This is a genomic window from Paraburkholderia lacunae (assembly GCF_003353175.1).
In the GTDB taxonomy this organism is placed as follows: Bacteria; Pseudomonadota; Gammaproteobacteria; order Burkholderiales; family Burkholderiaceae; genus Paraburkholderia; species Paraburkholderia lacunae.
This window is the reverse complement of record NZ_QHKS01000023.1, coordinates 71,458-97,276: the sequence shown is the minus strand read 5'-3', so window position 1 is coordinate 97,276 and position 25,819 is coordinate 71,458. Positions and strand designations below refer to the sequence as shown.

The following is a 25,819-nucleotide window of genomic DNA, read 5'->3' as shown; positions in this document are numbered from 1 at the left end:
CCCTAATCGTTGCCGACCGTCTCCGACAAACGCTTGAGCGTCGCAACCCGCGCGCCAATGATGTCGATGCGGCCACGCTCGTCGACCAGCGGCGTGGCGGCATTGAGATACGCCGTCCACGCGTTCTGCGCGCGCACCAGGGTCGGCCGCGCGCGCGCCGGCATCTTCGCTTGCAGGCGGCGGTAGTAACGGTTCAGATCGAACATCGCGTGTTCGCAATGCGCATCCGCGGTACAGGCGCGCGGACGGCGCGGCGGATCGCCGCCGGCGCTGATCCTCGCCGCAGCGCTGCGCAGCGCCAGCGCCCGGTCGCGCACCGGTTGCAACTGCATATCGGCTTCGGCGAGCACATACATCGTGCCGTGCGTCGTCGCGAACACGTCGGCCAGCAACTGCTTCTCGGCGTCGCGCGAAGCCTGCCAGCTCGCCTGGCTCTTTTCCCACTGCTTGCGCTGCGCAGGCGGCAACTTCGGCTGAAGCTGCTGCCACGCATTGTCCAACGCGGACTTCCAGCCGATCCGCGCGTTGTCCATGCACTGCACCTGCCCCGCCGTCGACGACATGTCGCTGCGCGCAAGACACGTGCGCATCGCCGCGTCGATCGGATCGGCAGCGGCGACTTCGGCATGCGCCGCCGAGGGCGCTAAACCGAGCACCGCGCCGGGCACCGCGCCAAACGCAGCGCCCAACACCGCCGCCGACGTCAACGCCAGCGCACAGCGCGCGCGCCGCCAGCGGTCGGCACCTGGCAGGGCCTTCACTATCCGCATCGTCAGGCGCGCACGCAATCGACGAAGTATTCGATGCGCCCGTTGATCGTTTCGCCGACAAGCCCGTGGATGTCCGTGTGGAACCCCGGGAAACGCTCGTTGAATTCGCGCGCAAAACGCAGATAGTTGACGATGGTCCGGTTGAAGCGCTCGCCCGGAATCAGGAGCGGAATGCCCGGCGGATACGGCGTCAACAGAATCGACGTCACGCGGCCTTCGAGTTCGTCGATCGGTACCCGGTCGATCTCGCGATGGGCGAGCTTGGCGAACGCGTCGGACGGCTTCATCGCCGGTTCCATGCTCGACAGGTACATCTCGGTCGTCAAACGCGCAATGTCGTTCGCGCGATAGACGCTGTGGATCTGCTCGCACAGATCCCGCAGGCCGACACGCTCGTACGTCGGATGATGCGAGACGAACTCGGGCAGCACGCGCCACAGCGGCAGGTTATTGTCGTAGTCGTCCTTGAACTGCTGCAGCTCGGTGACCATCGAGTTCCAGCGGCCCTTGGTGATGCCGATCGTGAACATGATGAAGAACGAGTACAAGCCGGTCTTCTCGACGATGATGCCGTGCTCGGCCAGATACTTCGTGACGATCGCGGCCGGAATGCCCGACTCGCCGAAACCGCCGTCCATATCCAGACCCGGGGTGACGATGGTCGCCTTGATCGGGTCGAGCATGTTGAAGCCTTCGGCGAGCGGGCCGAAACCGTGCCACGCATCGTTCGGGCGCAGCATCCAGTCTTCGCGTGAACCGATGCCTTCTTCGGCGAACTGGTCGGGACCCCACACCTTGAAGAACCAGTCGTCGCCGTATTCGGCGTCGACCTTGCTCATCGCGCGGCGGAAGTCGAGCGCTTCGGCAATCGACTCTTCGACCAAAGCGGTGCCGCCCGGCGCTTCCATCATCGCCGCGGCCACGTCGCACGACGCGATGATCGCGTACTGCGGGCTCGTCGACGTGTGCATCAGATACGCTTCGTTGAAGCGGTGCTTGTCGAAGCGGCTGTTCTTCGAGTCCTGCACGACGATCTGTGACGCCTGCGAAATGCCGGCCAGCAGCTTGTGCGTGGAGTGCGTGGCGAACACCATCGCGCCGATGCGCGGGCGGCCCGCGCCGATCGCGTGCATGTCCTGGTAGAACTCGTGGAACTCGGCGTGCGGCAGCCACGCTTCGTCGAAGTGCAGCGTGTCGAGCAGATCGCCGAGCATGTCCTTGATCATCTCGACGTTGTAGATCACGCCGTCGTAGGTGCTCTGCGTGATCGTCAGAATGCGCGGCTTCAGATTCGGGTTCTTCGCCAGCGCCTCGCGCGCGAACGGATTCGCCTCGATCTTCTTGCGGATGTTTTCCGGCTCGAATTCGCTGCGCGGAATCGGGCCGATGATGCCGAAGTTGTTGCGCGTCGGCGTGAGGAACACCGGAATCGCGCCGGTCATCGTGATCGCGTGCAGGATCGACTTGTGGCAGTTGCGGTCCACCAGCACGATGTCGCCCGGCGCAACCGTGCCGTGCCAGACGATCTTGTTCGAGGTCGACGTGCCGTTGGTGACGAAGAACACGTGATCGGCACTGAAGATGCGCGCGGCGTTGCGCTCGGACGCGGCGACCGGCCCCGTGTGATCGAGCAGCTGGCCGAGTTCGTCGACGGCGTTGCAGACATCGGCGCGCAGCATGTTCTCGCCGAAGAACTGATGGAACATCTGGCCGAGCGGACTCTTCAGGAACGCGACGCCGCCCGAGTGCCCCGGGCAGTGCCATGAGTACGAGCCCTCGTCCGCGTACTGCACCAGTTCCTTGAAGAATGGCGGCGCGAGCGAATCCAGATACACCTTGGTCTCGCGGATGATATGGCGCGCGACGAACTCCGGCGTGTCCTCGAACATGTGAATGAAGCCGTGCAGTTCGCGCAGGATGTCGTTCGGCAGGTGGCGCGAGGTGCGCGTTTCGCCGTACAGGAAGATCGGAATATCCGCGTTGCGGCGGCGTACTTCGGTCACGAACGCGCGCAGCGCGACGATAGCGGCGGCCAGTTCCGGCGTTTCGCCTTCCACCACGACGTTATCGACGTACGGCAGCAGTTCGTCGTCGTCGATCGACAGGATGAAGCACGACGCGCGGCTCGATTGCTGCGCGAACGAAGTCAGATCGCCATAGCTCGTCAACCCGAGCACTTCCGCGCCTTCTTTCTCGATTGCTTCGGCCAAGGCCCGGATGCCGGAACCCGAGATGTTCTCGGAGCGGAAATCTTCGTCGATGATGACGACGGGAAAACGAAACTTCATGGGCGATTCTCCAAAAAGAACGACCGCTGCGCTTTGTAAAGTGCAGCGGTCACCCGAATAGCTGGTGGGTCAGTGCGCTGCCGACGTCACGTTTTAGGCAACGTGACGCCGTGCTGACCTTGATATTTGCCGCCGCGATCCGCGTACGACGTCTCACAAATCTCGTCGCTTTCGAAAAACAGCACCTGCGCGACGCCTTCGTTCGCGTAGATTTTCGCAGGCAAAGGTGTCGTATTTGAGAATTCGAGCGTAACGTGCCCTTCCCATTCCGGTTCGAACGGCGTCACGTTGACGATGATTCCGCAACGCGCATACGTGGATTTGCCCAGACACACGGTCAGGACGCTGCGTGGAATGCGGAAATACTCGACCGTGCGGGCCAGCGCGAACGAATTCGGCGGGATGATGCAGACGTCGCCCTTGAAATCGACAAACGACTTCTCGTCGAAGTTCTTCGGATCGACGATGGTCGAGTTGATGTTGGTGAAGATCTTGAATTCGTCGGCGCAGCGAATGTCGTAGCCGTAGCTCGAGGTGCCGTAGCTGACGATCTTCCGGCCGTCTTCGGAGACGCGGATCTGATCGGGCACGAACGGCTCGATCATCTTGTGCGACTCGGCCATGCGCCGGATCCACTTGTCGGATTTGATGGTCATAGGTGAACGCTGCTCGACGTGAATGACAGATGTGTGACAGGTAACAACCCGGTATCGGGACCGGGCAACGGACTCGGCTAAACGTCGGGGAGCGCCCTGGGCGGCGCACCGCCTTGACGGGCGCCACGGGGGGGGACTGTGTACATGCCGACCAGCCCTGCCGGGCCAGGCGTCCCCAGCTAGGCGCCCCCGACGAAAGGCGCTTATTTTACGCGATCGTGACAACGCTGCTGCGGGTAGGGTGTGAGAGCGGTCTGCGACACCTGCACGCACCTCTCGCAAGCGCCGCAGCTAGCGGCCAGGTGGAGGCGGATGGCACACGCGGCGCGCCTCGCCTTCACTGGCGAATCGAGCCGCAGGCGAGCGCCGGGCCCGCGCCATGCTGCGGATAGGCATACGGATCGGTAGCGTCGTGATGCAGCAGCACCGCGCGTTGCAACACCGAGCGGATACCGTCGAGCGACACATCCGGCGCGACGATGAAACCCGTGGCCACGCCGTTCGCGTCCGCATGAATGTTGCCGAGATCGCCCTCGACCCGCGCACCCGCCTTCAGACGCTCGGCTGCCGGCGAAAACACCTGGCCGGCGCTGGAGCCGTCTGCGGCATTGCAGTCGCCGCGTTCGTGCACTTGCAACGCATGGTCGCTATTGGGTGGCAAGCCAGTGAGGTTGTAGGTAACCTGCACGCCGTCCGAGCGCTCGATGAACGTCACGAGCCCGCGCGCCTGATTGCCCACGGTGGGCAGCAACTGCGCGTCGGCGCGCTTTTCCTGTGGCCTCAGGAAGGCACTGCAGCCGCATAACAGCACACTGCTGGCAGCCAGTACGATGAACGCATGCACCGCCTGTCCGTCGATTCGTTTTCCCATGCGATCCTCTTGCCGGCCCGGCGGCCGCCCCTGCGGCCGCCGGGCCGAACTTGTGAAGTCGACATGATACCGCGAGAGCAGGCCCAAATCGGCGCCTTGCGCCCTTGCCCGAATCGCTGCTCAGGTGTTCTGCACGACGATGTTGGGAAACTTCGAAGTCATGTCGCGCGCCCGCTCGGCAATATGGACCGCGACCTTGCGCGCGATCGACCGGTAGATCTCCGCGATACGCCCGTCCGGCTCGGCCACGACGCTCGGCCGGCCCGAATCGGCCTGCTCGCGAATCGCGATATCGAGCGGCAGGCTGCCGAGCACCTCGACGCCATATTCCTTCGCCATCCGCTCGCCGCCGCCGGCGCCGAAGATGTGCTCTTCGTGACCGCAATTCGAGCAGATATGCATACCCATGTTCTCGACGATACCGAGGATCGGAATGCCGACCTTCTCGAACATCTTGAGACCCTTCTTGGCGTCGAGCAGCGCGATGTCTTGCGGCGTGGTGACGATCACGGCGCCCGTCACCGGCACGCGTTGCGACAAGGTCAGCTGAATGTCGCCGGTGCCCGGCGGCATGTCGACGATCAGGTAGTCGAGATCTTGCCAGTTGGTCTGCCGCAGCAGTTGCTCGAGCGCGGAAGTGGCCATCGGGCCGCGCCACACCATCGGGTTGTCCTGCTCGATCAGAAAGCCGATCGAGTTGGCCTGCAGGCCGTGGCCGGTCATCGGGTTCATCGACTTTTCGTCAGGAGACTCGGGACGGCCCACGATGCCGAGCATCATCGGCAACGACGGACCGTAGATGTCGGCATCCAGCACGCCGACCGACGCGCCTTCGCTCGCCAACGCCAGCGCCAGGTTCACGGCGGTCGTGCTCTTGCCGACCCCGCCCTTGCCCGACGCCACCGCAACGATATTCTTGACGTTCGGCAATAGCTTCACGCCGCGTTGCACGGTATGCGCGGCGACTTGCTGGGACACCTGGACACGCGCGTTGGCTACGCCGGGCACGGCTCGCAGCGCGTCGTCGAACTGTGTGCGGATGGCTTCGAACTGGCGCGCGGCCGGATAGCCGAGTACCACGTCGACGCTCACCGTGTCTGCCTCCACAACCACATTCCTGATGTTCTTGGCGGCCGCGTACGGTCGGCCGGTATTGGGGTCAGCGACGGCCGCAAGGGCAGCGTCGACCAAAGCCCGATCGATACTCATTGACACTCCGTGGGGAACGCTCGCGGCGCGGTGGAATCGAAGTCTCGGCCACACGCCGGAATTTGAAAGAAATTGTTAGACAGGATTGCGAAAACCAGGTATGCCGGGCACCCTTCGGGCAGGCGGAACGCCATGGGGTCGCATCGCTGCGTACTTCTGTCATCATTGTAGTGGTTGGCGCCAAGCCTTGCCGGAAGACCCTTCTTCGCTGTCGGACCGGGAGTGAAAAGGGCCCAGAATTTTGCGGTTGTCGCACGGGTTGCCGCCGGTCGTTAACCAGCGCAACTTTCGCCGCTTAACGTTGCCGTCAATCGCTGCCCAATTGCTGCTTTACTCGCTTCACTCAAGAGAGGAATCAAAATGAACGCAAAAATCATGACTCGCCTGGCCGTGTTCGCCGTGGCCGGTTCGTTGCTGGCTGGCTGCGCGACCCAACAAGGCACCAACACGGCCGTCGGTACGGGCGTGGGGGCCGGCACCGGCGCGGCGCTTGGCGCGATCTTCGGCGGTGGCAAGGGCGCGGCGATCGGCGCGGGCGTCGGCGCTGCGGTAGGCGGCATCACCGGCTACAACTGGCAGGCGATCCATAACAAGCTGTCGGGCGCCACCAAGGGCACCGGCACGCAGATCACCGAACAGCCGGACGGTTCGCTCAAGCTGAACATCCCGAGCTCGGTCACCTTCGACACCAATAGCTACGCGGTCAAGCCGTCATTCGCGCCGGTGCTGGATCAGCTGACGCAGACCATGACCCAGAATCCGGAACTGATCGCCCAAGTGGTCGGCCACACGGACAGCACCGGCCAGCCGGCTTACAACCAGACGCTGTCGGTCAACCGCGCTGAAAGCGTGACGGGCTACCTGGGGCAGCACGGCATCTCGCCGCAACGCCTGTCGGCACAAGGCATGGGCCAGAACCAGCCGATCGCCGACAACAACACCGAAGCCGGCCGTGCGGCAAACCGTCGTGTGGAAATCTATCTGCGTGCCACGGCACAGCACACGACGCAATAAGGACAAGGCTCGAGGGGATGGATTAGCCGGGCGCCGGGCCCCATTGACCTGAATCGGCCGGTGTCCGGAGCGCCGTGTGAGCCTGGCGAACGGGTTTTTGCACGAGGTCGAAAAAAATTTCGAACTCCGCCGGAAATCCGTTGTCTCTCTTTACGGTACGTGGCTGGCTATGCCGCCGCGGCACCATTCTCCTCTTGTCGTTGTTGCTCCGGGGTTAGCAGCCCCGGTTTTTTTTGGGCGCGCGGTTTGTACCGCTTCTGCGCCATCCCCCCCGGCAGCAGCGCGGCCCGGGCCCAGCCGGCCCGTCCCGCGCTGGTCGCCTGCCCTGCTAGAATCAACCTTTCGTCCCACCGCAGGCTCCCACCATCCTTATGTCAGCACCCGCAACCGATCTCTCCGCAGGCGCGCCGTCGGGCCGTCGCCAAGTTCTCGTCACGTCGGCCCTTCCGTATGCGAACGGGCAAATCCATATCGGCCACCTGGTCGAATATATCCAGACGGACATCTGGGTCCGGACGTTGCGAATGCACGGTCACGAGGTCTATTACGTGGGTGCCGACGACACGCACGGCACGCCGATCATGCTGCGCGCGGAAAAGGAAGGCATTACGCCCAAGCAGCTGATCGAGCGCGTCTGGCAAGAGCACAAGCGCGATTTCGACAGCTTCGGGATTTCGTTCGACAATTACTACTCGACCGATTCTGAGGAAAACCGCGTCCTGAGCGAATCGGTCTATCTCGCGCTGAAGGAAGCCGGCCTGATCGAAGCACGCGACATCGAACAGGCGTATGACCCGGTCAAGGAAATGTTCCTGCCGGATCGCTTCATCAAGGGCGAATGCCCGAAGTGCGGCGCGAAAGACCAGTACGGCGACAGCTGTGAAGTATGCGGATCGACTTACCAGCCGACCGATCTGATCAATCCGTATTCGGTCGTCTCGGGCGCCACGCCGATTCGCAAGACCTCGACGCACTACTTCTTCCGCTTGTCCGATCCGCGCTGCGAGAATTTCCTGCGCGAGTGGGTGGGCGGTCTGGCGCAGCCGGAAGCCACCAACAAGATGCGCGAGTGGCTCGGCGACGCAGGCGAAGCCAGGCTCGCCGACTGGGACATCTCGCGCGACGCGCCGTATTTCGGCTTCGAAATTCCGGGTGCGCCGGGCAAGTATTTCTATGTGTGGCTGGATGCGCCGGTCGGTTACTACGCGAGCTTCAGGAATCTCGCCGACAAGCGCGGCCTCGATTTCGACGCCTGGGTTCGCAAGGGCTCGAAGGCCGAGCAGTACCACTTCATCGGCAAAGACATTCTGTATTTTCACACGCTGTTCTGGCCGGCCATGCTCGAGTTTTCGGGCCACCGCACACCGACCAACGTGTTCGCGCACGGCTTCCTGACGGTTGACGGCGCGAAGATGTCGAAATCGCGCGGCACCTTCATCACGGCGCAAAGCGTGATCGACACCGGCCTGAATCCGGAATGGCTGCGCTACTACTTCGCGGCCAAGCTGAACAGCACGATGGAAGACCTCGACCTGAACCTCGACGACTTCCAGGCGCGCGTGAACAGCGATCTGGTCGGCAAGTACGTGAACATCGCGAGTCGTGCAGCGGGTTTCCTGATCAAGCGTTTCGATGGCCGCGTGCAGGACAGCGCCATGCAGCATCCGTTGCTCGCCACGCTGCGCGCCGCCGTGCCGCAGATCGCCGCGAACTACGAAGTGCGCGAGTACAACCGCGCGCTGCGCCACACCATGGAACTGGCCGACTCGGTCAACGCCTACGTCGACACCGCCAAACCGTGGGATCAGGCAAAAGACCCGGCGAACGCGGTTGCGCTGCATGAAACCTGCAGCGTGAGCGTCGAGGCATTCCGCCTGCTGTCGCTGGCGTTGAAGCCAGTGTTGCCGAAGCTGGCCGAAGCGGTCGAAGCCTTCCTCGGCATCGAACCGCTGGTGTGGGCCGACGCGAATCTGCCGCTGAGTTCGGCGCGTCCGATCAACGCGTACAAGCACTTGATGACGCGTGTCGATCCGAAACAGATCGAAGCGCTGCTGGCGGCCAATCGCGATTCGCTGCAGGCCGCGCCGGACGCCGCCGCGCCGGCTGGCGCCAGGACCCAATCGAAGGCCAACGCGACAGCCGTCGCCGAGAAGGATGAAACGCCCGGCGTCATCTCGATCGACGACTTCGCCAAGATCGATCTGCGCGTCGCGAAGATCGTCGACTGCAAGGCCGTCGAGGGGTCGGACAAGCTGCTGCAACTGACGCTCGACGTCGGCGAAGAAAAAACGCGCAACGTGTTCTCGGGCATCAAGTCCGCGTATCAGCCGGAGCAGCTGGTCGGCAAGCTGACGGTGATGGTCGCGAATCTTGCGCCGCGCAAGATGAAGTTCGGCCTGTCCGAGGGGATGGTGCTGGCGGCATCGGCCACTGACGAAAAAGCCGAACCGGGCCTGTACGTGCTCGAACCGGACAGTGGCGCGAAGCCGGGTATGCGCGTGAAGTAAATCACCTGAACCGGTCGAAGCGGCGCGTGTAAAGCAGTTCGATGCCGTCGAACGTGCCGCCATAGGCCGCGACCGACCAGTACCGCGTCAGATTGACCGTCGCCTTGATCGCATTGCTCGCCGACTGCAGCCCCTGCTCGTAGCCGATCACGAGCCACTCGTTGATGGCTTTCGACACCATCACCACCTGCGGATCGGTTAGCCCCACGTCGCTTCGGCCGATCGAAAACTCATCGAGCCCGAAGGTCTGCGCGATCCGCTTGCCGCTCGCGCTGCCGAGCAACGCGAGCGCCGTCGTCATGGTGCTTTGCTGACCGAGGTTGTTGCCCTGGTCCGTGCCGTGACCGAACAGCAGCCACGAGAGCTTTTCGTTGTCCGCCACGTTCGGCTCCGACACCAGCTTCGCGACCGGCGCCTGGATCGTGCCCGTCACCTGAACGCCCGCCTCGACCTGCTGATTGCGGCGCATCGCAAGGATGTTGATGCCGGGATTGGCCACCGGTCCGTTGAACGTGAAGAAGCCGTTCTCGATGCCGAGCTTGCGGCCGAATGCGGTGTAGGTCGATCCCGGCGTCACGCGCACATTGCCGACGGCGCGCAGCGGCAGGTTCGGCGCGCTCATCGCCGTGATCGTGCCGGTCAGGCCGAGGTCGGCGCCTTGCCCGCGGAAACGGAAGTTGTTGCCGAGGCTGATGTCGATGTTCGCGCGCGGCGCGAACGGGCCGATCGGCTTGTTGGTGCCGTCCACCGGAACCGGCCGCTCGCCCGCCACCGTGCCGTCCGGACGCACCACCACCACGTCGTCGCCGAGCTTCGGTGCGGACTGCTCCGGCATGTCGAACAATGCGCGATCGACCACGAACTTGCCGTTGATCGCCATGCCGCCCTGCGGCCCCGCGCTCGCAACGCTCGCGCTGCCCGACAGCGACAGGTTGCGGTCGGGCGCGGCGAACAGTTCCAGCTTGTCGGCCACGATGCTGGCGGTCAGATCCGGCTGCGCGCCATCCAGGCGCACCCGGCCGGTGGCACGCAAGGTGCCGCTCGCGCCGTGAAATTCGACCTGCTGGAAGTCCACCAGGTTTTCCGACAGCGCGATGCGCACCACCCCGTCTTTCAGTTGCACGCCCTGGTCGACCATCGTCGCCGACAGTCCGTCGCCGAGCAGCGAGCCGGATAGATTCGGCTTGGCGAGCGTGCCGCCGAGCGCGAGCTTGAGCGCCAGGTGGCCGTCGAGCAGATAGCTCGGGCCGAACAGGCCGCCGGTCGTTTTCAGCGACGGCACGTTCGCGTTCACGTTGCCGTTCAGCGCGCCCTCTTCGTTGAGCGTGAGAAAGCCGTCGCGCATCACGAGCATGGTGTGCGCATCGGCGTCGATCACGCCGATCCGGCTGGCCTGCGCACGCACGGTGGCGTTGAGCCGGTTGCCGCCGCTGAATTCGGCGCGCGCCGTGATATCCGTAATGCCCAGCGACGCTAGGCCGCGGCCGATTTCCACCGTGACGTCGCCGCCGCGGCGCTTCAACTGGATATGGCCGCTCGCGGTAGTGCCAAGCGCGAAGTCCCAGTCGGCGTCGAACACCAGATCGGTTTTGACGGCCGGCGGCGTGCCGGTGATCTCACGCCGCAAATCCTGCAGGCGTGCCAGCGAAATGTCGGTCAAGCTGCCCGCCGACTGGATCTTGCCGTGGTCGAGCGCGAACGATTTGAGGTTCAGCACCGCGCCTTCGAGCATGAGGCGAGTCGCACCCAACGTGACGCGATTCGGCCCGGCGCTGACGGCGAGCGGCGACTCGAGATTGAGCGCCGGCGTGCCGCGATTCTGCAGGCGGCTCACCGTGCCGTCCCAGCGTGTACCGTCGCGCGCTTCGGTCAGCTTGCCGTTGGCGGCGAGCGTCAGATCGAGCGGACGGTCCTGCAGCTTGCCGGTCGCCGCCGCCTCGAGCGTGTGGTTCGCGCGTGTGCCGGACAGACGGGCGGTGAGCGTGGTCAGATCGACGCCGCCCGCGCTCAGATTGCGTGCGTCGGTGGTAAAGACGAGCGCGCCGTTCGCGCCGTCGCGCAGTTCGGCGTGGCCCTCCGCATGGCCGATCCGGTTGCTGCCGAACGCGACGCTGTCGGCCTTGTAGTTCAATACAACGTTAGGGTGCGCGAACGAGCCGGTGACGTCGCCATCCGCTGCGACGAGCCCCGCGAGGCCGAAGCCAAGGCGCTCCAGTTGCGGCGCATCGACGCGAAAACGCAGCCGGTCGCCGCGCGCACCGAAGCTGCCTTGCAGATCGACCTGGTTGCCCGCCACCGACAGATTCGCGCGGCTCGGCAGAATCCGCGAACCGGCCAGCTGGACGATGCCGCCGCCCGTCAGCGGCAGGCCGTCGTAGACGCTTGGGCCAAGCTTGAATTCGGCCTTGGTCGTGAAGCTCGGGCCGAGCACGCCGGCCGCCGTCAGCGTGCCGTTCACGCGCGCCTCGATCTTGCGGGCGGGCCGCGCGCCACGCTTAGGCGGCGTCTGCGAAGTCAGCGTCAACGGATCGAAATCGGTCAGTTGCGCTTTCAGGTTGTAGGTGGAATTCGCGTCGTGCTTGAGCGCACCGGACAGGTCGATGCGGCCCATGCCCGACGTGACGCGCACATCGTTGAAGCTCATCCGCGCGGGATCGAACGTCACCTTGCCCTGGGCGCGCAACGCCGCTTTCGCGTCGGCGAGATCGAGCGTGAGGCTCTGTATGTCGTCATTCAGACGGATACCGATGGAACCGGCAAGCTGTGTCGGCCGCACGCTCGCTTCGAGCGCGTTCAGATCGAGCCCGGCGACTTGCAGATCGAACTGGCCGCGCTTGCCGGCCAGCGCGCCGCCGCCGGTGAGCGTGGCGCTCTTCACGAGCCGCACGTTCAGATTGGCAATGCGCTGCGCCTGCGCGTTGAGCCGCACGTCGGCGCGGGCGTCGATCAGGGGCAGCAGGTTCTGGTCGATCGCGCCGGGTTTCGCGTTGACAATCGAAACGTGGCCGGCGACCGCGAAACCCGCAGCGGCTTTCTGCGACGCCTCGGTGCCGGCGCCGCCTGGGCCTTTCTTGACCATCGCGGCTTGCGGCACGCTGGCGGCGTTGGGAGAACTGGCCGAGCTCACCGCGCCGGAAGCGCTGACAGAACTCGCCGCGTTCGATCCGGCATGCGCCTGCCCGTTCACAGCGCCGGCCGCGGCCGCGCCCAACGCCGCCGGCCCCGCCTCGCCCGGCGCTACCGGGTGCAACTCCGCCCGCACCGCCAGATCGGCCAGCGGCGCGCCCGGTGCGAATGCCTGCGGGTTGACGTGATCGAAAGTCAGCGTCGCGCGTTGCAGCGGCACCTCCGCAAACGGCGTCGCCTCGACCTGCGCGTGACCGGAAAGCTTCATGCCGCTCGCATCCAGCTCGGCAGTCAAGGTTTCAAGCGAGCCGGTGAGATGCCCGCCGACCTGCACCGGTTCGTCGTTGACCTTGCCCGAATAGCCCAGATCGCCGCTCAGCGGAAACGGCCGCACGCCGTCGAGCTTCGCCGCCGCGGTCACCGCGCCGAACGGCGTGTCGAGCCGGTCGATGGCGGCCTCGTGATGGCGCCCGTCGCTGCGGCCATGAAAGACGAAGCGCGAAAACTCGATGGTCGATGCCCCCTGCCGCAGAAGCAGCTTGTCGACCTGCACGTCGCGGATGTCGAGTTGCAGCGGCAAGCGCAAGTCGTGCGGCAGCGTCAGCGGTCCGCCGCTGGTCGCCGACGAACCCACCCGCGCGTCGATCGTGCCGACATGCAGATAGTCGATGGCGAAGCGCCAGGGCGCGCGCGTGAGGTCCCAACGGCCGGCCGCGCGGTCGATCTGGATATCGGTACCGCTGCCGTCGAGGCTGCGCCAGCGCACCTGACGCAGTTGCACGCCGTGCGCGAGCGCGCCGCCTTCCAGCGTGCCTGTGAGCCTGCCGCCGAGCAGCTTGACGGCCGCCTGCCACGCATAGCCGGTGCCGCGCTCGGTGGTCAGCGCGCCGTACAGCAGACCGATCGCCACCACGACCAGCAGCACCAACACCGCGACCGTCCACGCGAGCGTTTTCAGCAGCAAACGGCCGGGCCGGCGCTTGGGGCGCGGCGCGGAAGGCGGCTGCTCCGCTGGGCGATCGCCGGGCGGCTCTGCGGGCGGTTGAGCGGATACGTCCGTGGTCATGCGTGGATCATGTGAATGCAGGTGTCCATCAGAAGGCGATGCCGAGCGTCAGATAGGGCCGCACGCTCCTCTTGCGAATCCCGTAGGCAATATCGACGTTGACCGGCCCGACCGGACTGCGCCAGCGCGCCCCCACGCCGACGCCAGGATAAAAGGTTTTCTCGCCCCAGGTGTCGGTGGCGGTGCCGACGTCGAAGAATGCCGCCGCGCCCCAATCGTGACTGAACCAGTGCTGATACTCGGCCGCCGCGGTGGCCAGATATTTGGTCGGCAGCACCGAGCCGGCGACGTTATTACCGATGCTCTGATAGCTGTAGCCGCGGATCGAATTCGAGCCGCCCGCGCGGAACAGCAGCGAAGCCGGGATGCCGCTCGAACTGCCGCTCGTGAACACGCCGCCGAGCTCGGCGCGAAACAGCACGAGGTCTTCCTTGCCGATCGGCAGGTACTGCTGGCCGCGGGCGTAGCCGCGAATGAACGTCTGGTCGGTCAGCACGCCCTTGACCGCGAAGCCCGCTTCCACGTGAATCAGGTTGCCCGAACGCGGGAACAACGGGTCGTCGGTATGGCGGCGGGTCCACGACCACGACGGCACCAGCGCGCGGCTGGTGATCGGCGCAATCGCGTTCTGGTCGAGCCGGTCCTGGTAGAGCAGGATCGCGTAGTTGTAGTCGATGAATTGCGATGTGCGGGCCTGCTGCACACCCGCACGGACACTGTAAATGCGCGTGTCGGAAACGTTGGTCGTGGTGTAGGACGCCAGCACGCTATTGGTCCAGGCACGCGGCCCCGGCGGCATCGCCAGCTGGATTTGCCCGTACTGCTGAACCTGGTCGATCCGGCCGTCGATCGTGAACGGCCAGGCCTTGCCGAAGGTATCGAGATACGAATACGCGCCCTGGATCAACGGACCGTTGTCGGTCGAGTAGCCGACCCCGCCGCGGATGCTGTTGTACGGATATTCGGACACCTTCACGTGCAGCGGCGTCTCGGCCGGTTTGGCCGGATCGTTGTCCACGTCGATGGCGACGCTCGCGTAATACGGCGTGTTCTGCAATTGGCGCTGCAATTCGGTAACGCGTTGCACATCGTAGATATCGCCGACCGAAATCGGATTCACGTTATCGACGATCTGCTCCGGATAGCGCCGCGTGCCGGACACGTCGAGCTTGCCCATCGTGAAGGTCGGCCCGCTGTCATAAGTGACGGACAGCCTGGATTCGTGCGTGCGCGGGTCGATCCGCGCCTCGGAGTGGTAAATCTTCGCGCCCAGATAACGGCGCGCCTGCAACGCCTTGAGCGACGCGTTCTTCGCATTGTCCCAGTCGCCTTGCGAAAACGGATCGCCTTCGTGCAGCGAAAACGCAAAGCGCGCGGCATTTTCTTGCGCCGGGTCTTCGGTCAGCACCGGACCGCGAAACGACAGCGAAATCGACTCAATGGTGGTTTGCGGGCCCGGATCGACGCTCACCGTGACGCGCTTCTTGCCGTCGACGGTCCGCACGTCCGTGCGCACGACCGTCGTGAAATAGCCTTGCGTGGCGGTCAGATCGCGCACCTGCTGGGGCGTCGCGGCGATCAGGAACTCGAACTGGTCGTCGCTGATGTCGGCGCGTTTGGCGAAGCGCGCAATGTCCAGATGCGTTTCGAGCAGCTTGCGCAGCGAGCGCGGCGAGGCCTCGATATCGACCTTGTAGCTGGCGTTGGCGCGCGCGGCGTGGGCTTCGGCCGCGGCCAGCGTGAGCATGACGACGCCGAACGCCAGCCACGCGCGCAGCCAGCGCCGAACCGGCATCAGGCGCCTGCGCAGCCCGCCGGCAGCGGCGGCCGTAGCGGCCGTAGCGGCCGTAGCGGCCGTCGTGGCAGCAGCGGCCGCACCGGATTCAGCGCCCCGTACACGCGGCGTTTCGATCGCACATCCCGCCAAACAGGACCTCCGGCCGTGGTTGATTAAATTCATTGGTTCGGGCTCGCCGCGGCGTCCGAAGCTCGCTATTTGACCACATCGGCGAGGCCGCGCGACGCTTGAACCGGCGCTCGCCGGACGGCCAGACGGCGCGCGAGCCGCGCTGCGCAGCGCATCCGTCGTGATGCGCACGCCCCCGAGCCGGGAGCGCGCCCGCCTTTGACGCGTCGCCGCCGCCCGGGTTCCAGGCGTTTTCTCCGGCCGGCGGCTCGCGCCTGCCGCCGTTTTTCGTCCATGCGCGGCGCTTGCGGTAAAATCGCGAAGTCAAAGCGCGGTTTCAAAGCGCGGTTGCCTTGCGGATTCCTATCAGGGGTCGCGCGAGGGGTCGCGCGGGCAACCGCCATTTCACCCATCACGGACGTCGAGCCATGTATCAATCGGACATCACCCAGTTCCTGAACCAGCTCAAGCAACAAAAACCGCATCTGGAAGCTGAGCAGCGCCGCGGCCGTTCGCTGCTGTGGGACAAACAGCCGATCGACCTCGAAGAACGCGCCGAACAGAAAGCCTCGCGCGTAGAACAGACGCCTTACTCGTACTATCAAAACTTCTAAGCGCGTGAGTCACGCCGACGAGGCCCACGGCGCAGCGCCGGCTCCGGCCGACGCCGCGGCGCTAGCCGCCCCCGCCACCGATTCCACGCCCGACACGGTCGACGGCATCGCGTTCGCACGCCTGTACGGCGAGCCGCTCTTCAAGCTGCCGACGGACCTGTACATCCCGCCGGACGCACTCGAAGTGTTTCTCGAAACCTTCGAAGGTCCGCTGGACCTGTTGCTGTACCTGATCCGCAAGCAGAACTTCAACGTGCTCGACATCCCGATGGCGGATGTCACGGTGCAGTATCTCGGCTACGTCGACCAGTTGCGCCAGACCAATCTCGAACTCGCGTCCGAGTATCTGCTGATGGCTGCAATGCTGATCGAGATCAAGTCGCGCATGCTGCTGCCGGTGAAGAAAGCCGATAGCGGCGACGAAGCCGAGGATCCGCGCGCGGAACTGGTGCGCCGCCTGCTCGAATACGAGCAGATGAAACTCGCCGCGCAACGCATCGACCAGTTGCCGCAGCTTGGCCGCGATTTCCTGCGTGCCGAGGTGTACATCGAGCAAAGCATCACGCCGCGCTTTCCCGACGTGAACAGCGAAGACCTGCGCGCCGCGTGGGCTGACGTGATCAAACGCGCCAAGCTGGTCCAGCACCATAAGATTTCGCGCGAGGAACTGTCGGTGCGCGAGCACATGAGCACGATCCTGCGGCAACTGCAGAACGCGCGTTTCATGGAATTCTCCGACCTGTTCGACACGAGCAAAGGCGTGCCGGTGGTGGTGGTGAATTTCATCGCGATGCTCGAGCTATGCCGCGAATCGCTGGTCGAAATCACCCAGGCCGAGCCGTTCGCACCGATCTATGTACGCCTTGCCTATCTGCCGGCCTGAAGCGTCGAAACCGGCAGCAAAGAGGGCACGAGGCACAGCTTGCGTGCGCCTGAACAACCGCCAATGCCTCGTTTCGGTGCGCCCCCGCCGCAAATCCACTACAATCCCGCGCTCCGAACCTGTCATTACCAGTGAGGCGGCGGCCCACGCGATACCCTAAGGTTTTGCGTCGACCGAGTCTTGCGCCGCGCGAGGAAATCCCTGTCCGATCATGAAAGTCATCAGCTCGATCCATGAATTGCGCGACCAGTTGCGCGGCCAGAATCGCACCGCCTTCGTGCCGACGATGGGCAATCTGCACGAGGGTCATCTGTCGCTGATGCGTCTGGCGCGCCAGCATGGCGATCCGGTGGTGGCGAGTATCTTCGTGAACCGCTTGCAGTTTGGTCCGAACGAAGATTTCGACAAATACCCGCGCACGCTCGAAGCCGACATCGAAAAGCTGCAGAAGGAAAACGTCTACGTGCTGTTCGCGCCGACGGAAAGGGACCTGTATCCGGAACCGCAGGAGTATCGCGTGCATCCGCCGCACGATCTGGGCGATATTCTCGAAGGCGAATTCCGGCCGGGCTTCTTCCAGGGCGTGTGCACCGTGGTGATGAAGCTGATGTCGTGCGTGCAGCCACGCGTGGCGGTGTTCGGCAAGAAGGATTACCAGCAGTTGATGATCGTGCGCCGCATGTGCCACCAATTCGCGCTGCCCACTGACATCATCGCCGCGGAAACGGTGCGTGACACCGACGGCCTCGCGCTCAGCTCGCGCAACCGCTATCTGCAAGCCGCCGAGCGCGCCGAGGCGCCGATGCTGGCCGCCGAGCTCAATCGCGTGCGCGACGCGGTGCTGTCGGGCGAGCGCGACTTCGCGAAACTCGAACAGGCGGCGATAGCGGAACTGGCCACGCGCGGCTGGCAGCCCGATTACATCGCAGTGCGCAAGCGCTCGAACCTGCTGCCGCCGGGCCCGCAAGACGAGAGCGCGGAACTGGTGGTGCTGGCCGCCGCCAAGCTCGGCGCCACCCGTCTGATCGACAACCTCGAAATCTGAATCTGACGCTGTCTTGGTCCGCGCGAACGCGCACAAGAAGCCACAAGGGATTGGTCATGCAACGCAACATGCTGAAGTCGAAGATCCACCGCGTCGCGGTCACGCACTGCGAGCTCCACTACGAAGGCTCGTGCGCGATCGACGAAGACTTGCTCGAAGCCGCGAACATCGTCGAAAACGAACGGATCGATATCTGGAACATCAACAACGGCGAGCGTTTCTCGACCTACGCGATCAAGGGCGAACGCGGCAGCGGCATGATTTCGCTGAACGGGTCGGCGGCGCGGCGCGCGCAGTTGGGCGATCTGGTGATCATCGCGGCGTTCGCGGTGGTCGACGAAGCGGAGCTGAAGGCAGGCTGGAAACCGGATCTGGTGTTCGTCGACGAGAACAACAGGATCAAGGGCAGCCGCGATCACGTGCCGACCCAGAACTGGACCTGAGACCGGGAACCGTCGCGCGATTCCATGCAGCGGGCGGCCGAGCCGCCTGCGAACCCACCCGCCGGCTAACCCTTCTTGACCCGCCTGCCAATCCTTCTGGCAACGCGCCCTCAGGCCTTGCTGCCGGCCCCGTTCGTCCATTCGACGATCGGCTGCCATTGCTCCAGATCCTTCTCCACGCGGCTTTTCGCGACGTCCCACAAGGTCAGGCCGTGCGCGGCCAGTTGCACGTAATTCTGCGTATCGCGCAGAAAACCGAGCACCGGCAGCTGCAAACCCTCGACAAATCGATGCAGCTGCTCCGCTGAGCGTGTGCGCGCGTCGACCCGCATGCCGACCACGCCGATCTCGATCGCGCCCTTGCGGACCGCTTTTTCCTTCGCCAGGCGCTCGAGAAAGTCCTGGGTGGCGAGAATATCGAACATCGACGGCTGCAATGGCACGATGACTTTGTCCGCCAGATCCAGCGCGATATTCAGGCGGTGGCCATGCAAGCCGGCCGGCGTATCGACCACCGCATGCTCGAGGCCCTTTGGCGGCTTGACCGGCGCGTTCTGATCGACCTCCCAGGTTTCGATGGCCGGCAGCGTGGCGGGCCGCAGCGACAGCCACGCATGCGCGGACTGCTGCCTGTCCAGGTCCGCCAATGCGACCCATTCGCCTGCCGCCGCGAAATAGCCCGCCAGATTGGTCGACAGCGTGCTTTTGCCCACGCCGCCTTTCGGATTCGCCACCACGATCACCGTCATGAATTCTCCCGGGAAGAAGGCTGGCGCCGCCAGCCGGTTTGCCGCGCCTTGTGCTCTGAGTTGCGCCGGCGTGCCCCGATCCGCACCGGTTCCGGGACACTTGCCGATCCAGCCGTTGATAATATCGACAAATCCATCAGGGCCGAAGTCCCGGACGGCTAATTACCGGCCCCCTGCAGCCGATTATTCCATCGAGGACCCGAATTTCATGAGCAAACTGCGCCCCGAATACACGATAGACCGCCTGCACGAACGCCAACAGGGCAAGCTGCCCGGCTTGCTGGGCGTGCATGTCCTCGAACTGGAGCACGGCACCTTGACCGCGGAATTGACCGTGCGCAGTGAATTGCTCGCGCCGAACGGCTTTTTGCACGCGGCTACCGTGATCGGTCTGGCCGACACCGCCTGCGGCTACGCGTGCCTCGCGCATTTGCCCGAGACGGCGCGCAATTTCACGACCGTCGAGCTGAAAAGCAACTTCCTCGGCACCGCCACCGAAGGCACGATCCGCGCGGTCGCGAAGGCTGCGCATCTGGGCCGCAGCACGCAGGTGTGGGACGCCACCGTCACCGATCCGAACGGCAAGACGATGGCGCTGTTTCGCTGCACCCAGATCGTGTTGTATTGACTGAATGGCGCGCCGCCGCGCCATAAAAAAAGCACGCGGCCTCATGGCGCGTGCTTTTTCGTGCCCGGTGGACCGGACCACCGGAGCGGTCCGGCGGCCTGGCGAACCGCCCGTGCAGCGGCTCAAGTGACTCAGGCGGTGAATCAGGTGGTGAATCAGGCAGCTACGGCGCGCGGCGCCTTCGCCCCGCTCAACGCCAGCGCGCCGCCGCCGAGCAGCGACTGCACCGCCAGCGTCACCGCCCAGAACGCCGGATATTCCCATCCGCCATTCGGCGACGCGAATCCCCAGCCGTTATGCAGATGCGCCGACATCGCGCCGAGCATGAACGGCAGCAGCACCAGCGCGACCCAGCGGACCTGCACGCCCAGCAACAAAGCGATGCCGCCGATCAGCTCGACGAACGCCGTCAGATAACCGAGCCAGCCCGGCAGGCCCAGCGAAACAAAAAACTGCGCCGTGCCAGGCAGCGTGAAAACAAAAATCTTCTGCAGGCTATGCGCGAGATAGAGGACGCCCAAGGCGAGGCGAAGCAGTAAAGCAGCCAGATCTGCGGAGCGGTTCGAATTCATGTCAGGTCCTTTGGAGTGAGGCGGCGTATTGCCGCCGTCGATGCAAAGAACTTTATTCGAACCTCCACGAGCGAAAAATCGCCTCGGACGCTTTGATTATTTCTTATTGAGAGTTAATCGGTCCAACCGGACAAACGCAGATCAGCCAATCGCCGTGAACAGCTTCGGCAGATCGAGATGCGTGGCCAGCGTGTCGGCGAGGCGCTCCAACGAGGCTTCGCGCAGCGCCGGGTAGTCGAGCCGCGCGGCGTCGCTCAGCCCCGCCCACGCCAGCAGCGCGGCGCAGGCGGCCGGGGTGTCGAACAGACCGTGCACGTAGGTGGCGAGAATTTGGCCATCGGCGGAAATCGCGCCGTCGGGATGCGTGGGTTGCGCTTCGCCCAGTTGCAGCGCGGGCGAAGCCAGCGCCGGGCCTTGCGTCGCGCCCATGTGAATCTCGTAGCCGGCCACCTCGGCCGCGCCCGGCAACGCGAGGCGTCCGGTCACGTTCTTCAGCGTTTTCTCGCGCGTCAGGATAGTCGCGTAGTCGAGCCAGCCGAGGCCTGCGAACGTGCCCGGCGCGCCTTCCACACCATGCGGATCGGCGACCTCGCGACCGAGCATCTGCATGCCGCCGCAAATGCCGATCACGCGGCCGCCGTACCGCAGATGTCGTTCCAGCACCGCGTCCCAGCCTTGTGCGCGCAGAAACGCCAGGTCGCCCGGCACGTTCTTCGACCCCGGCAGGATGATCAGATCTGCTGGAGGCAGCGGCGTGCCGCTTCTCACGTAATGAAAATCGACCTGTGGATGGGCGCGCAGCGCGTCGAAATCGGTGTGATTGCTGATGTGCGGCAGCACCGGCACGACCACGCGCAACATGCGCCCGGGCTCGCCGCTGTGCGCTGCGCGCAGCTCGGGCGGCAGCATGTCTTCGGCGTCGAGCGTGAGGCCGTGCAGATACGGCACGACGCCGAGCACCGGCTTGCCGGTCTTCGCTTCGAGCCAGTCGAGGCCGGGCTTCAGCAAACCGACATCGCCGCGAAATCGGTTGATGATGAAGCCTCGCACGCGCGCCTGCTCGCTCGCCGACAAACACGCGAGCGTACCGGTCAGATGCGCGAACACGCCGCCCCGATCGATATCGGCCACCAGCACGACCGGGCAATCGACCGCTTCCGCGAAACCCATGTTGGCAATGTCGCGATCACGCAGATTGATTTCGGCAGGACTGCCCGCGCCTTCGACGAAAATCGTGTCGTACGCCGCTTGCAAACGCGCATACGATTCCAGCACCGCCTCGAACGCCACCGGCTTGTAGTCGTGATATGCGCGTGCATCGAGATTCATGCGCGCCTTGCCGTGGATGATCACCTGCGCGCCGCGGTCGCTGGTCGGCTTGAGCAGCACCGGATTGAGATCGGTGTGCGCGGCAATCCCCGCGGCGAGCGCCTGCAAGGCCTGCGCGCGGCCGATCTCGCCGCCGTCGATCGTCACCGCGCTGTTGAGCGCCATGTTCTGCGGCTTGAACGGCGCGACCCGCACGCCGGCGCGCCGCGCGAGCCGGCACAAGCCGGCGACCAGCGTGCTCTTGCCCGCATCGGACGTTGTGCCCTGAATCATCAGCGTGCCGCGCGGCACGGGTACATCGTCATGCACGATCGAAGTAGTGGTCACGGAAAATTGAGCTCAGCGGTGAAAAAGGCAATCAAGCGGCGGCGAAGCAGGGACGCAGCGACAATGAGGCGGCAACTAAACGGCTATGAAGCGGCTACAAAGCGGCGATGAAGCAATTCGAACGCGGCATTATCCCATCGCGCCGGGAGCGGGTGCGCGCCGGTACAATCACACGATGACTTCCCGCGACCTCACCTTCGTTCTCGGCGGCGCCCGTTCGGGCAAAAGCATGCATGCCGAACAGCTGGCGAACGACAGCGCGCTCGCTGTCACCTACGTCGCCACCGCGCGCGTGGCTGACGATGCTGAATTCAGCGCGCGTATCGCGCACCATCGCGAGCGGCGTCCGGCGCACTGGCAGTTGCTCGAAGCGCCGGTCGATCTCGCCGGCGCCGTCACGCAAACTGACGCGCCCGGCCACTGCATCCTGATCGACTGTCTGACGTTGTGGCTCGCCAATTTATTGTGTCCGCCTGATTGCGACGGTATGCCCATCGATCGCTATCAGGCCTATCTCACTGCATTCGAGGCCGCGCTTCTCGACGCCAAAGGAAAGATCATCGTGGTCAGCAACGAAATCGGCCTGGGCGTCGTGCCGCTTGGCGCCGCCACGCGGCTCTATGTCGACGAACTCGGGCGGCTCAATCAACGTATCGCCGCGTCGAGCACCCAGGTCACGATGATGCTCGCGGGCTTGCCGCTCGCATTGAAAACGGCTGGCCGCGCGTGATGCTCTCGCTCCCTATGCTCGTGACGCTGGCGACCGCCGGCGTTGCCTTCGACCGTTGGTTCGGCGAGCCGCGCCTCGCGCATCCGCTGGTCGGCTTCGGCAAACTCGCGATGCGCCTCGAAGCGCGCTACAACACCGGCCGGCGCTTGCGGCCCAAGGGTATGCTCGCGTGGTCGCTGGCGGTCATGCCGCCGGTGCTGATCGCCTGGTGGCTGGTCAGCGTGCTACCGTTTCTGGCGGCCTGCGCCGTACACGTCGCGTTGCTCTGGTTCGCGCTCGGCGCGCGAAGTCTGCACGATCACATCGCACCGATCGCCCAGGCGTTGCAGCAACGCGATCTCGCGCAAGCGCGTTTGCTGACCTCGCGCATCGTGTCGCGCGAAACCGCGCATGCCGACGAAGCCGCGCTGTCGCGCGCCGCCGTCGAATCGGCGCTCGAAAACGGCAACGACGCGATCTTCGGCACGCTGTTCTGGTTTGCGATCGCGGGCGGCCCGGGCGCGCTCGGTTTTCGTCTGGCCAATACGCTCGACGCGATGTGGGGCTATCGCACACCGCGCTATTTGCGCTTCGGCTGGGCCGCCGCGCGGCTCGACGACGTGCTCAACTGGATACCGGCGCGTCTCACCGCGGCGAGTTACGCGCTGCTCGGCGACACGCGCACGGCGTGGCGCTGTTGGCGCGAGCAGGCGCCGCGCTGGGACAGCCCGAACGCCGGACCGGTGATGGCCGCGGGCGCCGGCAGTCTGAACGTGTTGATCGGCGGCGCGGCGGTTTATCACGGCACGCTCGAACATCGGCCGACGCTCGGTGCCGGACGGTCGGCGAACGCCGGCCATGTGACGGCGGCGTTGATGCTGGTCGAGCGCACGGTGATTCTCTGGCTGGCGGTGCTGATCGTGCTGGCTTTGCTGAGCGTGCCTTTTCATGGTTGAGCGCATGAACGAGCGCATACATGAGCGCACGGCTGGGCGCACAGCCGATCGCACGGCCGATCTCACTGCTGATCTCACGGCCGATTTCACAGCCGATCTCGCGGCCGATCTCACAGCCGATTTCACGGCCGATTTCACGGCCGATTCCAGCGCCGTGGTCCACGGCGGCAACCTGCACGAAGCCGCCGAGCGCTACGGCATTCCGTACGCGCACTGGCTCGATCTGTCGACCGGCATCAATCCGCACGGCTACCCGGTGCCGCCCGTTCCCGCCGATGCGTGGCGCCGCCTGCCCGACGAAGGCGACGGCTTCGCCGCCTGCGCCGCGCGTTACTACGGCGCGCCCGATGCCGCGCACGTGCTGCCCGTCGCCGGCAGCCAGGCGGCGATTCGCGCGCTGCCGGCGTTGCTGCCGCGTGCGACGGCCGGCATCGCGCCGCTCACGTACAGCGAATATGCGCCCGCTTTCCAGCGTGCCGGACACCGGGTTTTGCCGCTCGACGTGTCTTGCGAGACTTTGCCCGACGCGCTCACGCATGTGGTTGTCGTCAATCCGAATAATCCGACTGCTGAGCAACTGAGCGCCGCCAGGCTGCTGCAATGGCACGCGCAACTGAGCGCGCGCGGCGGCACACTGCTCGTCGACGAAGCCTTTGCCGATACCATGCCGTCAGCGTCGCTCGCGGCATGCGCCGATCGCGACGGCTTGATCGTCTTGCGCTCGCCGGGGAAATTCTTCGGCCTGGCGGGGGTGCGCGCGGGCTTCGTACTTGGAGCGCCGGCGTTGCTCGACGCGTTGCGTCGTGCGCTCGGCGCGTGGACCGTCAGCGGCCCGGCTCGTCATGCCGTCAAAGCCGCGTTTGAAGACGAAGCCTGGCAGCGGCAAATGCGTGCCCGGCTCACTGCCGACAGCGCGCGTCTCGTGAACCTGTTGCGTGCACAAGGTCTTGCCACGCGCAGCACGCCGCTTTTCGCGTGGTGCGCCGATGCACGCGCCGCCGCTTTGCATGACGAGTTGGCGCGGCGCGGCGTCTGGACGCGGCTGTTCGCGGCGTCCGGCAGCGTACGCTTCGGCTTGCCGGCAAGCGAGGCTGAATGGACGCGCTTCGACGAGAGTTTGTGCGACAGCATGCGCATGATCGATAGCGTCGGCACCCGATGATCCGTCTCCCCCGCTTCGCCATCGCCGCCGCGCTTTTTGCCGGCGCGCCGCACGCGAACGCCGCCATCACCGTGACCGACGACACCGGCACGACCGTCACCCTGCCCGCCCCCGCGCAACGCGTGATCAGCCTCGCGCCGCACGTCACCGAATTGCTCTATGCCGCGGGCGGCGGCGCGAAACTGGTCGGCGCGGTGTCCTACAGCGACTATCCGCCTGAAGCGAAACAGCTGCCGCGCGTCGGCGACAACAAGGCGCTCGATCTCGAACGCATCGCCGCGTTGAAGCCCGATCTGATTGTCGTGTGGCGGCATGGCAATGCGCAGCGTCAACTCGACCGTCTGCGCGACATGCATGTGCCGTTGTTCTTCAGCGAGCCGCATCATCTCGACGATGTCGCCGTGTCGCTGACCCGACTCGGGCAATTGCTCGGCACCTCACCGACCGCGGATGCCGCAGCCGCTGCGTTCCGTCACGACATCGCGCAATTGCGAATGCGGTACGCGAGCCGACCGCCTGTCAGCGTGTTCTACCAGGTGTGGGATCAACCGTTGATGACGCTCAACGGCGAGCACATGGTCAGCGATGCGATTGCACTGTGTGGCGGCCGCAACGTGTTCGCTAAACTGGAACCGCTGGTGCCGACCGTCTCGACCGAAGCGGTGCTCGCCGCCGATCCGGAGGCGATCGTCACCGCCGCGCCCGGCGCGACCAGGCCCGCCACGACCTTGCCGCAACTCGACAGCTGGCGCGCATGGCCGGGCTTGAAAGCGGTGGCGAACAACAACCTGTTCGCCATCGACGGCGACCTGATCAACCGCCCGGCGCCACGCATCGCGCTAGGGGCGAAGCAGCTATGTGAGGACCTGGATATGGCGCGTTCGCGCAGGACGAGCGGCGCACAGTGACGCTGGGACAGGCGCGGCGAGCCGTCAGCGCGTGGCAGTATCCGCGCGTTTGAACGGCCAGCGCTCGAATTCGGAAAGCCG

The 25,819-nt window shown here is 65.0% G+C and carries 21 protein-coding genes; 11 read left to right on the top strand and 10 right to left on the bottom strand.

All coding sequences use genetic code 11. The features are described 5' to 3' along the window. Positions 1 to 2: 2 nt before the first annotated feature. From DLM46_RS28760 to apbC, 5 genes are all read right to left on the bottom strand, one after another. Positions 3 to 770 (bottom strand): lysozyme inhibitor LprI family protein, encoded by a 768-nt coding sequence (locus DLM46_RS28760; RefSeq protein WP_115106211.1) that lies wholly within the window; start codon positions 768 to 770, stop codon positions 3 to 5. A 2-nt stretch (positions 771 to 772) separates the two neighbouring features. Further along, a complete protein-coding gene (locus DLM46_RS28755; RefSeq protein WP_115106140.1) occupies positions 773 to 3,058 on the bottom strand; it encodes an arginine/lysine/ornithine decarboxylase in 2,286 nt (761 codons plus the stop codon). An 86-nt stretch (positions 3,059 to 3,144) separates the two neighbouring features. Next, the gene (gene dcd, locus DLM46_RS28750) at positions 3,145 to 3,714 is read right to left on the bottom strand and encodes a dCTP deaminase (RefSeq protein WP_013338490.1); all 570 of its coding nucleotides are present in this window, start codon (positions 3,712 to 3,714) and stop codon (positions 3,145 to 3,147) included. A gap of 337 nt (positions 3,715 to 4,051) precedes the next feature. Beyond that, the gene (locus DLM46_RS28745) at positions 4,052 to 4,585 is read right to left on the bottom strand and encodes a superoxide dismutase family protein (RefSeq protein WP_115106138.1); all 534 of its coding nucleotides are present in this window, start codon (positions 4,583 to 4,585) and stop codon (positions 4,052 to 4,054) included. Positions 4,586 to 4,705: 120 nt separating this feature from the next. After that, positions 4,706 to 5,794, bottom strand: a complete 1,089-nt coding sequence (apbC, locus tag DLM46_RS28740; protein WP_115106136.1) for an iron-sulfur cluster carrier protein ApbC — start codon at positions 5,792 to 5,794, stop codon at positions 4,706 to 4,708. A 360-nt stretch (positions 5,795 to 6,154) separates the two neighbouring features. On the opposite strand from apbC, the gene DLM46_RS28735 reads away from it, so the two are divergent. Both DLM46_RS28735 and metG read left to right on the top strand, forming a co-directional pair. Next, the gene (locus DLM46_RS28735) at positions 6,155 to 6,808 is read left to right on the top strand and encodes a YiaD family glycine zipper/OmpA-like lipoprotein (protein ID WP_115106134.1); all 654 of its coding nucleotides are present in this window, start codon (positions 6,155 to 6,157) and stop codon (positions 6,806 to 6,808) included. 371 nt (positions 6,809 to 7,179) lie between these two features. Then, positions 7,180 to 9,315, top strand: a complete 2,136-nt coding sequence (gene metG, locus DLM46_RS28730; protein ID WP_115106069.1) for a methionine--tRNA ligase — start codon at positions 7,180 to 7,182, stop codon at positions 9,313 to 9,315. Between the two features lies 1 nt (position 9,316). On the opposite strand, the gene DLM46_RS28725 is transcribed toward metG, so the two are convergent. Continuing rightward, positions 9,317 to 13,507, bottom strand: a complete 4,191-nt coding sequence (locus tag DLM46_RS28725) for a translocation/assembly module TamB domain-containing protein (RefSeq protein ID WP_115106067.1) — start codon at positions 13,505 to 13,507, stop codon at positions 9,317 to 9,319. A gap of 28 nt (positions 13,508 to 13,535) precedes the next feature. Next, positions 13,536 to 15,434 (bottom strand): autotransporter assembly complex protein TamA, encoded by a 1,899-nt coding sequence (locus DLM46_RS28720; protein WP_425274023.1) that lies wholly within the window; start codon positions 15,432 to 15,434, stop codon positions 13,536 to 13,538. A gap of 407 nt (positions 15,435 to 15,841) precedes the next feature. On the opposite strand from DLM46_RS28720, the gene DLM46_RS28715 reads away from it, so the two are divergent. From DLM46_RS28715 to panD, 4 genes are all read left to right on the top strand, one after another. Next, entirely contained in the window at positions 15,842 to 16,027 is a 186-nt protein-coding gene (locus DLM46_RS28715) for a DUF3460 family protein (RefSeq protein ID WP_115106065.1), read from the top strand. Between the two features lie 4 nt (positions 16,028 to 16,031). Beyond that, entirely contained in the window at positions 16,032 to 16,910 is an 879-nt protein-coding gene (locus DLM46_RS28710; protein WP_115106062.1) for a segregation and condensation protein A, read from the top strand. A 211-nt stretch (positions 16,911 to 17,121) separates the two neighbouring features. Then, entirely contained in the window at positions 17,122 to 17,955 is an 834-nt protein-coding gene (gene panC, locus DLM46_RS28705; protein ID WP_115106060.1) for a pantoate--beta-alanine ligase, read from the top strand. A gap of 56 nt (positions 17,956 to 18,011) precedes the next feature. Further along, complete coding sequence (gene panD / locus DLM46_RS28700) at positions 18,012 to 18,398, top strand: aspartate 1-decarboxylase (RefSeq protein WP_094783245.1); 387 nt, start codon at positions 18,012 to 18,014, stop codon at positions 18,396 to 18,398. Between the two features lie 110 nt (positions 18,399 to 18,508). On the opposite strand, the gene DLM46_RS28695 is transcribed toward panD, so the two are convergent. Continuing rightward, positions 18,509 to 19,147 (bottom strand): ParA family protein, encoded by a 639-nt coding sequence (locus tag DLM46_RS28695; protein ID WP_115106059.1) that lies wholly within the window; start codon positions 19,145 to 19,147, stop codon positions 18,509 to 18,511. A 208-nt stretch (positions 19,148 to 19,355) separates the two neighbouring features. On the opposite strand from DLM46_RS28695, the gene DLM46_RS28690 reads away from it, so the two are divergent. Continuing rightward, complete coding sequence (locus DLM46_RS28690) at positions 19,356 to 19,775, top strand: PaaI family thioesterase (protein ID WP_115106057.1); 420 nt, start codon at positions 19,356 to 19,358, stop codon at positions 19,773 to 19,775. Positions 19,776 to 19,930: 155 nt separating this feature from the next. Here DLM46_RS28690 and DLM46_RS28685 read toward each other — a convergent pair whose 3' ends face one another. Together DLM46_RS28685 and DLM46_RS28680 are read right to left on the bottom strand one after the other, a co-directional pair. Further along, complete coding sequence (locus DLM46_RS28685) at positions 19,931 to 20,347, bottom strand: DoxX family protein (protein WP_115106055.1); 417 nt, start codon at positions 20,345 to 20,347, stop codon at positions 19,931 to 19,933. Between the two features lie 141 nt (positions 20,348 to 20,488). After that, positions 20,489 to 21,949, bottom strand: a complete 1,461-nt coding sequence (locus DLM46_RS28680; RefSeq protein WP_208866344.1) for a cobyric acid synthase — start codon at positions 21,947 to 21,949, stop codon at positions 20,489 to 20,491. 229 nt (positions 21,950 to 22,178) lie between these two features. On the opposite strand from DLM46_RS28680, the gene cobU reads away from it, so the two are divergent. From cobU to DLM46_RS28660, 4 genes are read left to right on the top strand one after another with little or no spacing between them, the layout of a single operon-like run. Next, a complete protein-coding gene (gene cobU / locus DLM46_RS28675) occupies positions 22,179 to 22,733 on the top strand; it encodes a bifunctional adenosylcobinamide kinase/adenosylcobinamide-phosphate guanylyltransferase (RefSeq protein WP_115106203.1) in 555 nt (184 codons plus the stop codon). After that, positions 22,733 to 23,668: an adenosylcobinamide-phosphate synthase CbiB gene (cbiB, locus tag DLM46_RS28670; protein ID WP_115106054.1), complete on the top strand. Its 936-nt coding sequence runs from the start codon at positions 22,733 to 22,735 to the stop codon at positions 23,666 to 23,668. Before cobU ends, cbiB begins: the two co-directional genes overlap by 1 nt. Before the next feature lie 4 nt (positions 23,669 to 23,672). Beyond that, on the top strand, positions 23,673 to 24,830 hold the full coding sequence (gene cobD, locus DLM46_RS28665; protein ID WP_115106201.1) for a threonine-phosphate decarboxylase CobD: 1,158 nt from the start codon (positions 23,673 to 23,675) through the stop codon (positions 24,828 to 24,830). After that, positions 24,827 to 25,738: a cobalamin-binding protein gene (locus DLM46_RS28660; RefSeq protein ID WP_115106052.1), complete on the top strand. Its 912-nt coding sequence runs from the start codon at positions 24,827 to 24,829 to the stop codon at positions 25,736 to 25,738. Before cobD ends, DLM46_RS28660 begins: the two co-directional genes overlap by 4 nt. The last annotated feature ends 81 nt before the right edge of the window (positions 25,739 to 25,819 follow it).

Bases quoted from the DNA above. Each gene is read 5' to 3' on its own strand.
- DLM46_RS28760 (WP_115106211.1), bottom strand. From the start codon at position 770: ATGCGGATAGTGAAGGCCCTGCCAGGTGCCGACCGCTGGCGGCGCGCG.
- DLM46_RS28755 (WP_115106140.1), bottom strand. From the start codon at position 3,058: ATGAAGTTTCGTTTTCCCGTCGTCATCATCGACGAAGATTTCCGCTCC.
- dcd (WP_013338490.1), bottom strand. From the start codon at position 3,714: ATGACCATCAAATCCGACAAGTGGATCCGGCGCATGGCCGAGTCGCAC.
- DLM46_RS28745 (WP_115106138.1), bottom strand. From the start codon at position 4,585: ATGGGAAAACGAATCGACGGACAGGCGGTGCATGCGTTCATCGTACTG.
- apbC (WP_115106136.1), bottom strand. From the start codon at position 5,794: ATGAGTATCGATCGGGCTTTGGTCGACGCTGCCCTTGCGGCCGTCGCT.
- DLM46_RS28735 (WP_115106134.1), top strand. From the start codon at position 6,155: ATGAACGCAAAAATCATGACTCGCCTGGCCGTGTTCGCCGTGGCCGGT.
- metG (WP_115106069.1), top strand. From the start codon at position 7,180: ATGTCAGCACCCGCAACCGATCTCTCCGCAGGCGCGCCGTCGGGCCGT.
- DLM46_RS28725 (WP_115106067.1), bottom strand. From the start codon at position 13,507: ATGACCACGGACGTATCCGCTCAACCGCCCGCAGAGCCGCCCGGCGAT.
- DLM46_RS28715 (WP_115106065.1), top strand. From the start codon at position 15,842: ATGTATCAATCGGACATCACCCAGTTCCTGAACCAGCTCAAGCAACAA.
- panC (WP_115106060.1), top strand. From the start codon at position 17,122: ATGAAAGTCATCAGCTCGATCCATGAATTGCGCGACCAGTTGCGCGGC.
- panD (WP_094783245.1), top strand. From the start codon at position 18,012: ATGCAACGCAACATGCTGAAGTCGAAGATCCACCGCGTCGCGGTCACG.
- DLM46_RS28695 (WP_115106059.1), bottom strand. From the start codon at position 19,147: ATGACGGTGATCGTGGTGGCGAATCCGAAAGGCGGCGTGGGCAAAAGC.
- DLM46_RS28690 (WP_115106057.1), top strand. From the start codon at position 19,356: ATGAGCAAACTGCGCCCCGAATACACGATAGACCGCCTGCACGAACGC.
- DLM46_RS28685 (WP_115106055.1), bottom strand. From the start codon at position 20,347: ATGAATTCGAACCGCTCCGCAGATCTGGCTGCTTTACTGCTTCGCCTC.
- DLM46_RS28680 (WP_208866344.1), bottom strand. From the start codon at position 21,949: ATGATTCAGGGCACAACGTCCGATGCGGGCAAGAGCACGCTGGTCGCC.
- cobU (WP_115106203.1), top strand. From the start codon at position 22,179: ATGACTTCCCGCGACCTCACCTTCGTTCTCGGCGGCGCCCGTTCGGGC.
- cbiB (WP_115106054.1), top strand. From the start codon at position 22,733: ATGCTCTCGCTCCCTATGCTCGTGACGCTGGCGACCGCCGGCGTTGCC.
- cobD (WP_115106201.1), top strand. From the start codon at position 23,673: ATGAACGAGCGCATACATGAGCGCACGGCTGGGCGCACAGCCGATCGC.
- DLM46_RS28660 (WP_115106052.1), top strand. From the start codon at position 24,827: ATGATCCGTCTCCCCCGCTTCGCCATCGCCGCCGCGCTTTTTGCCGGC.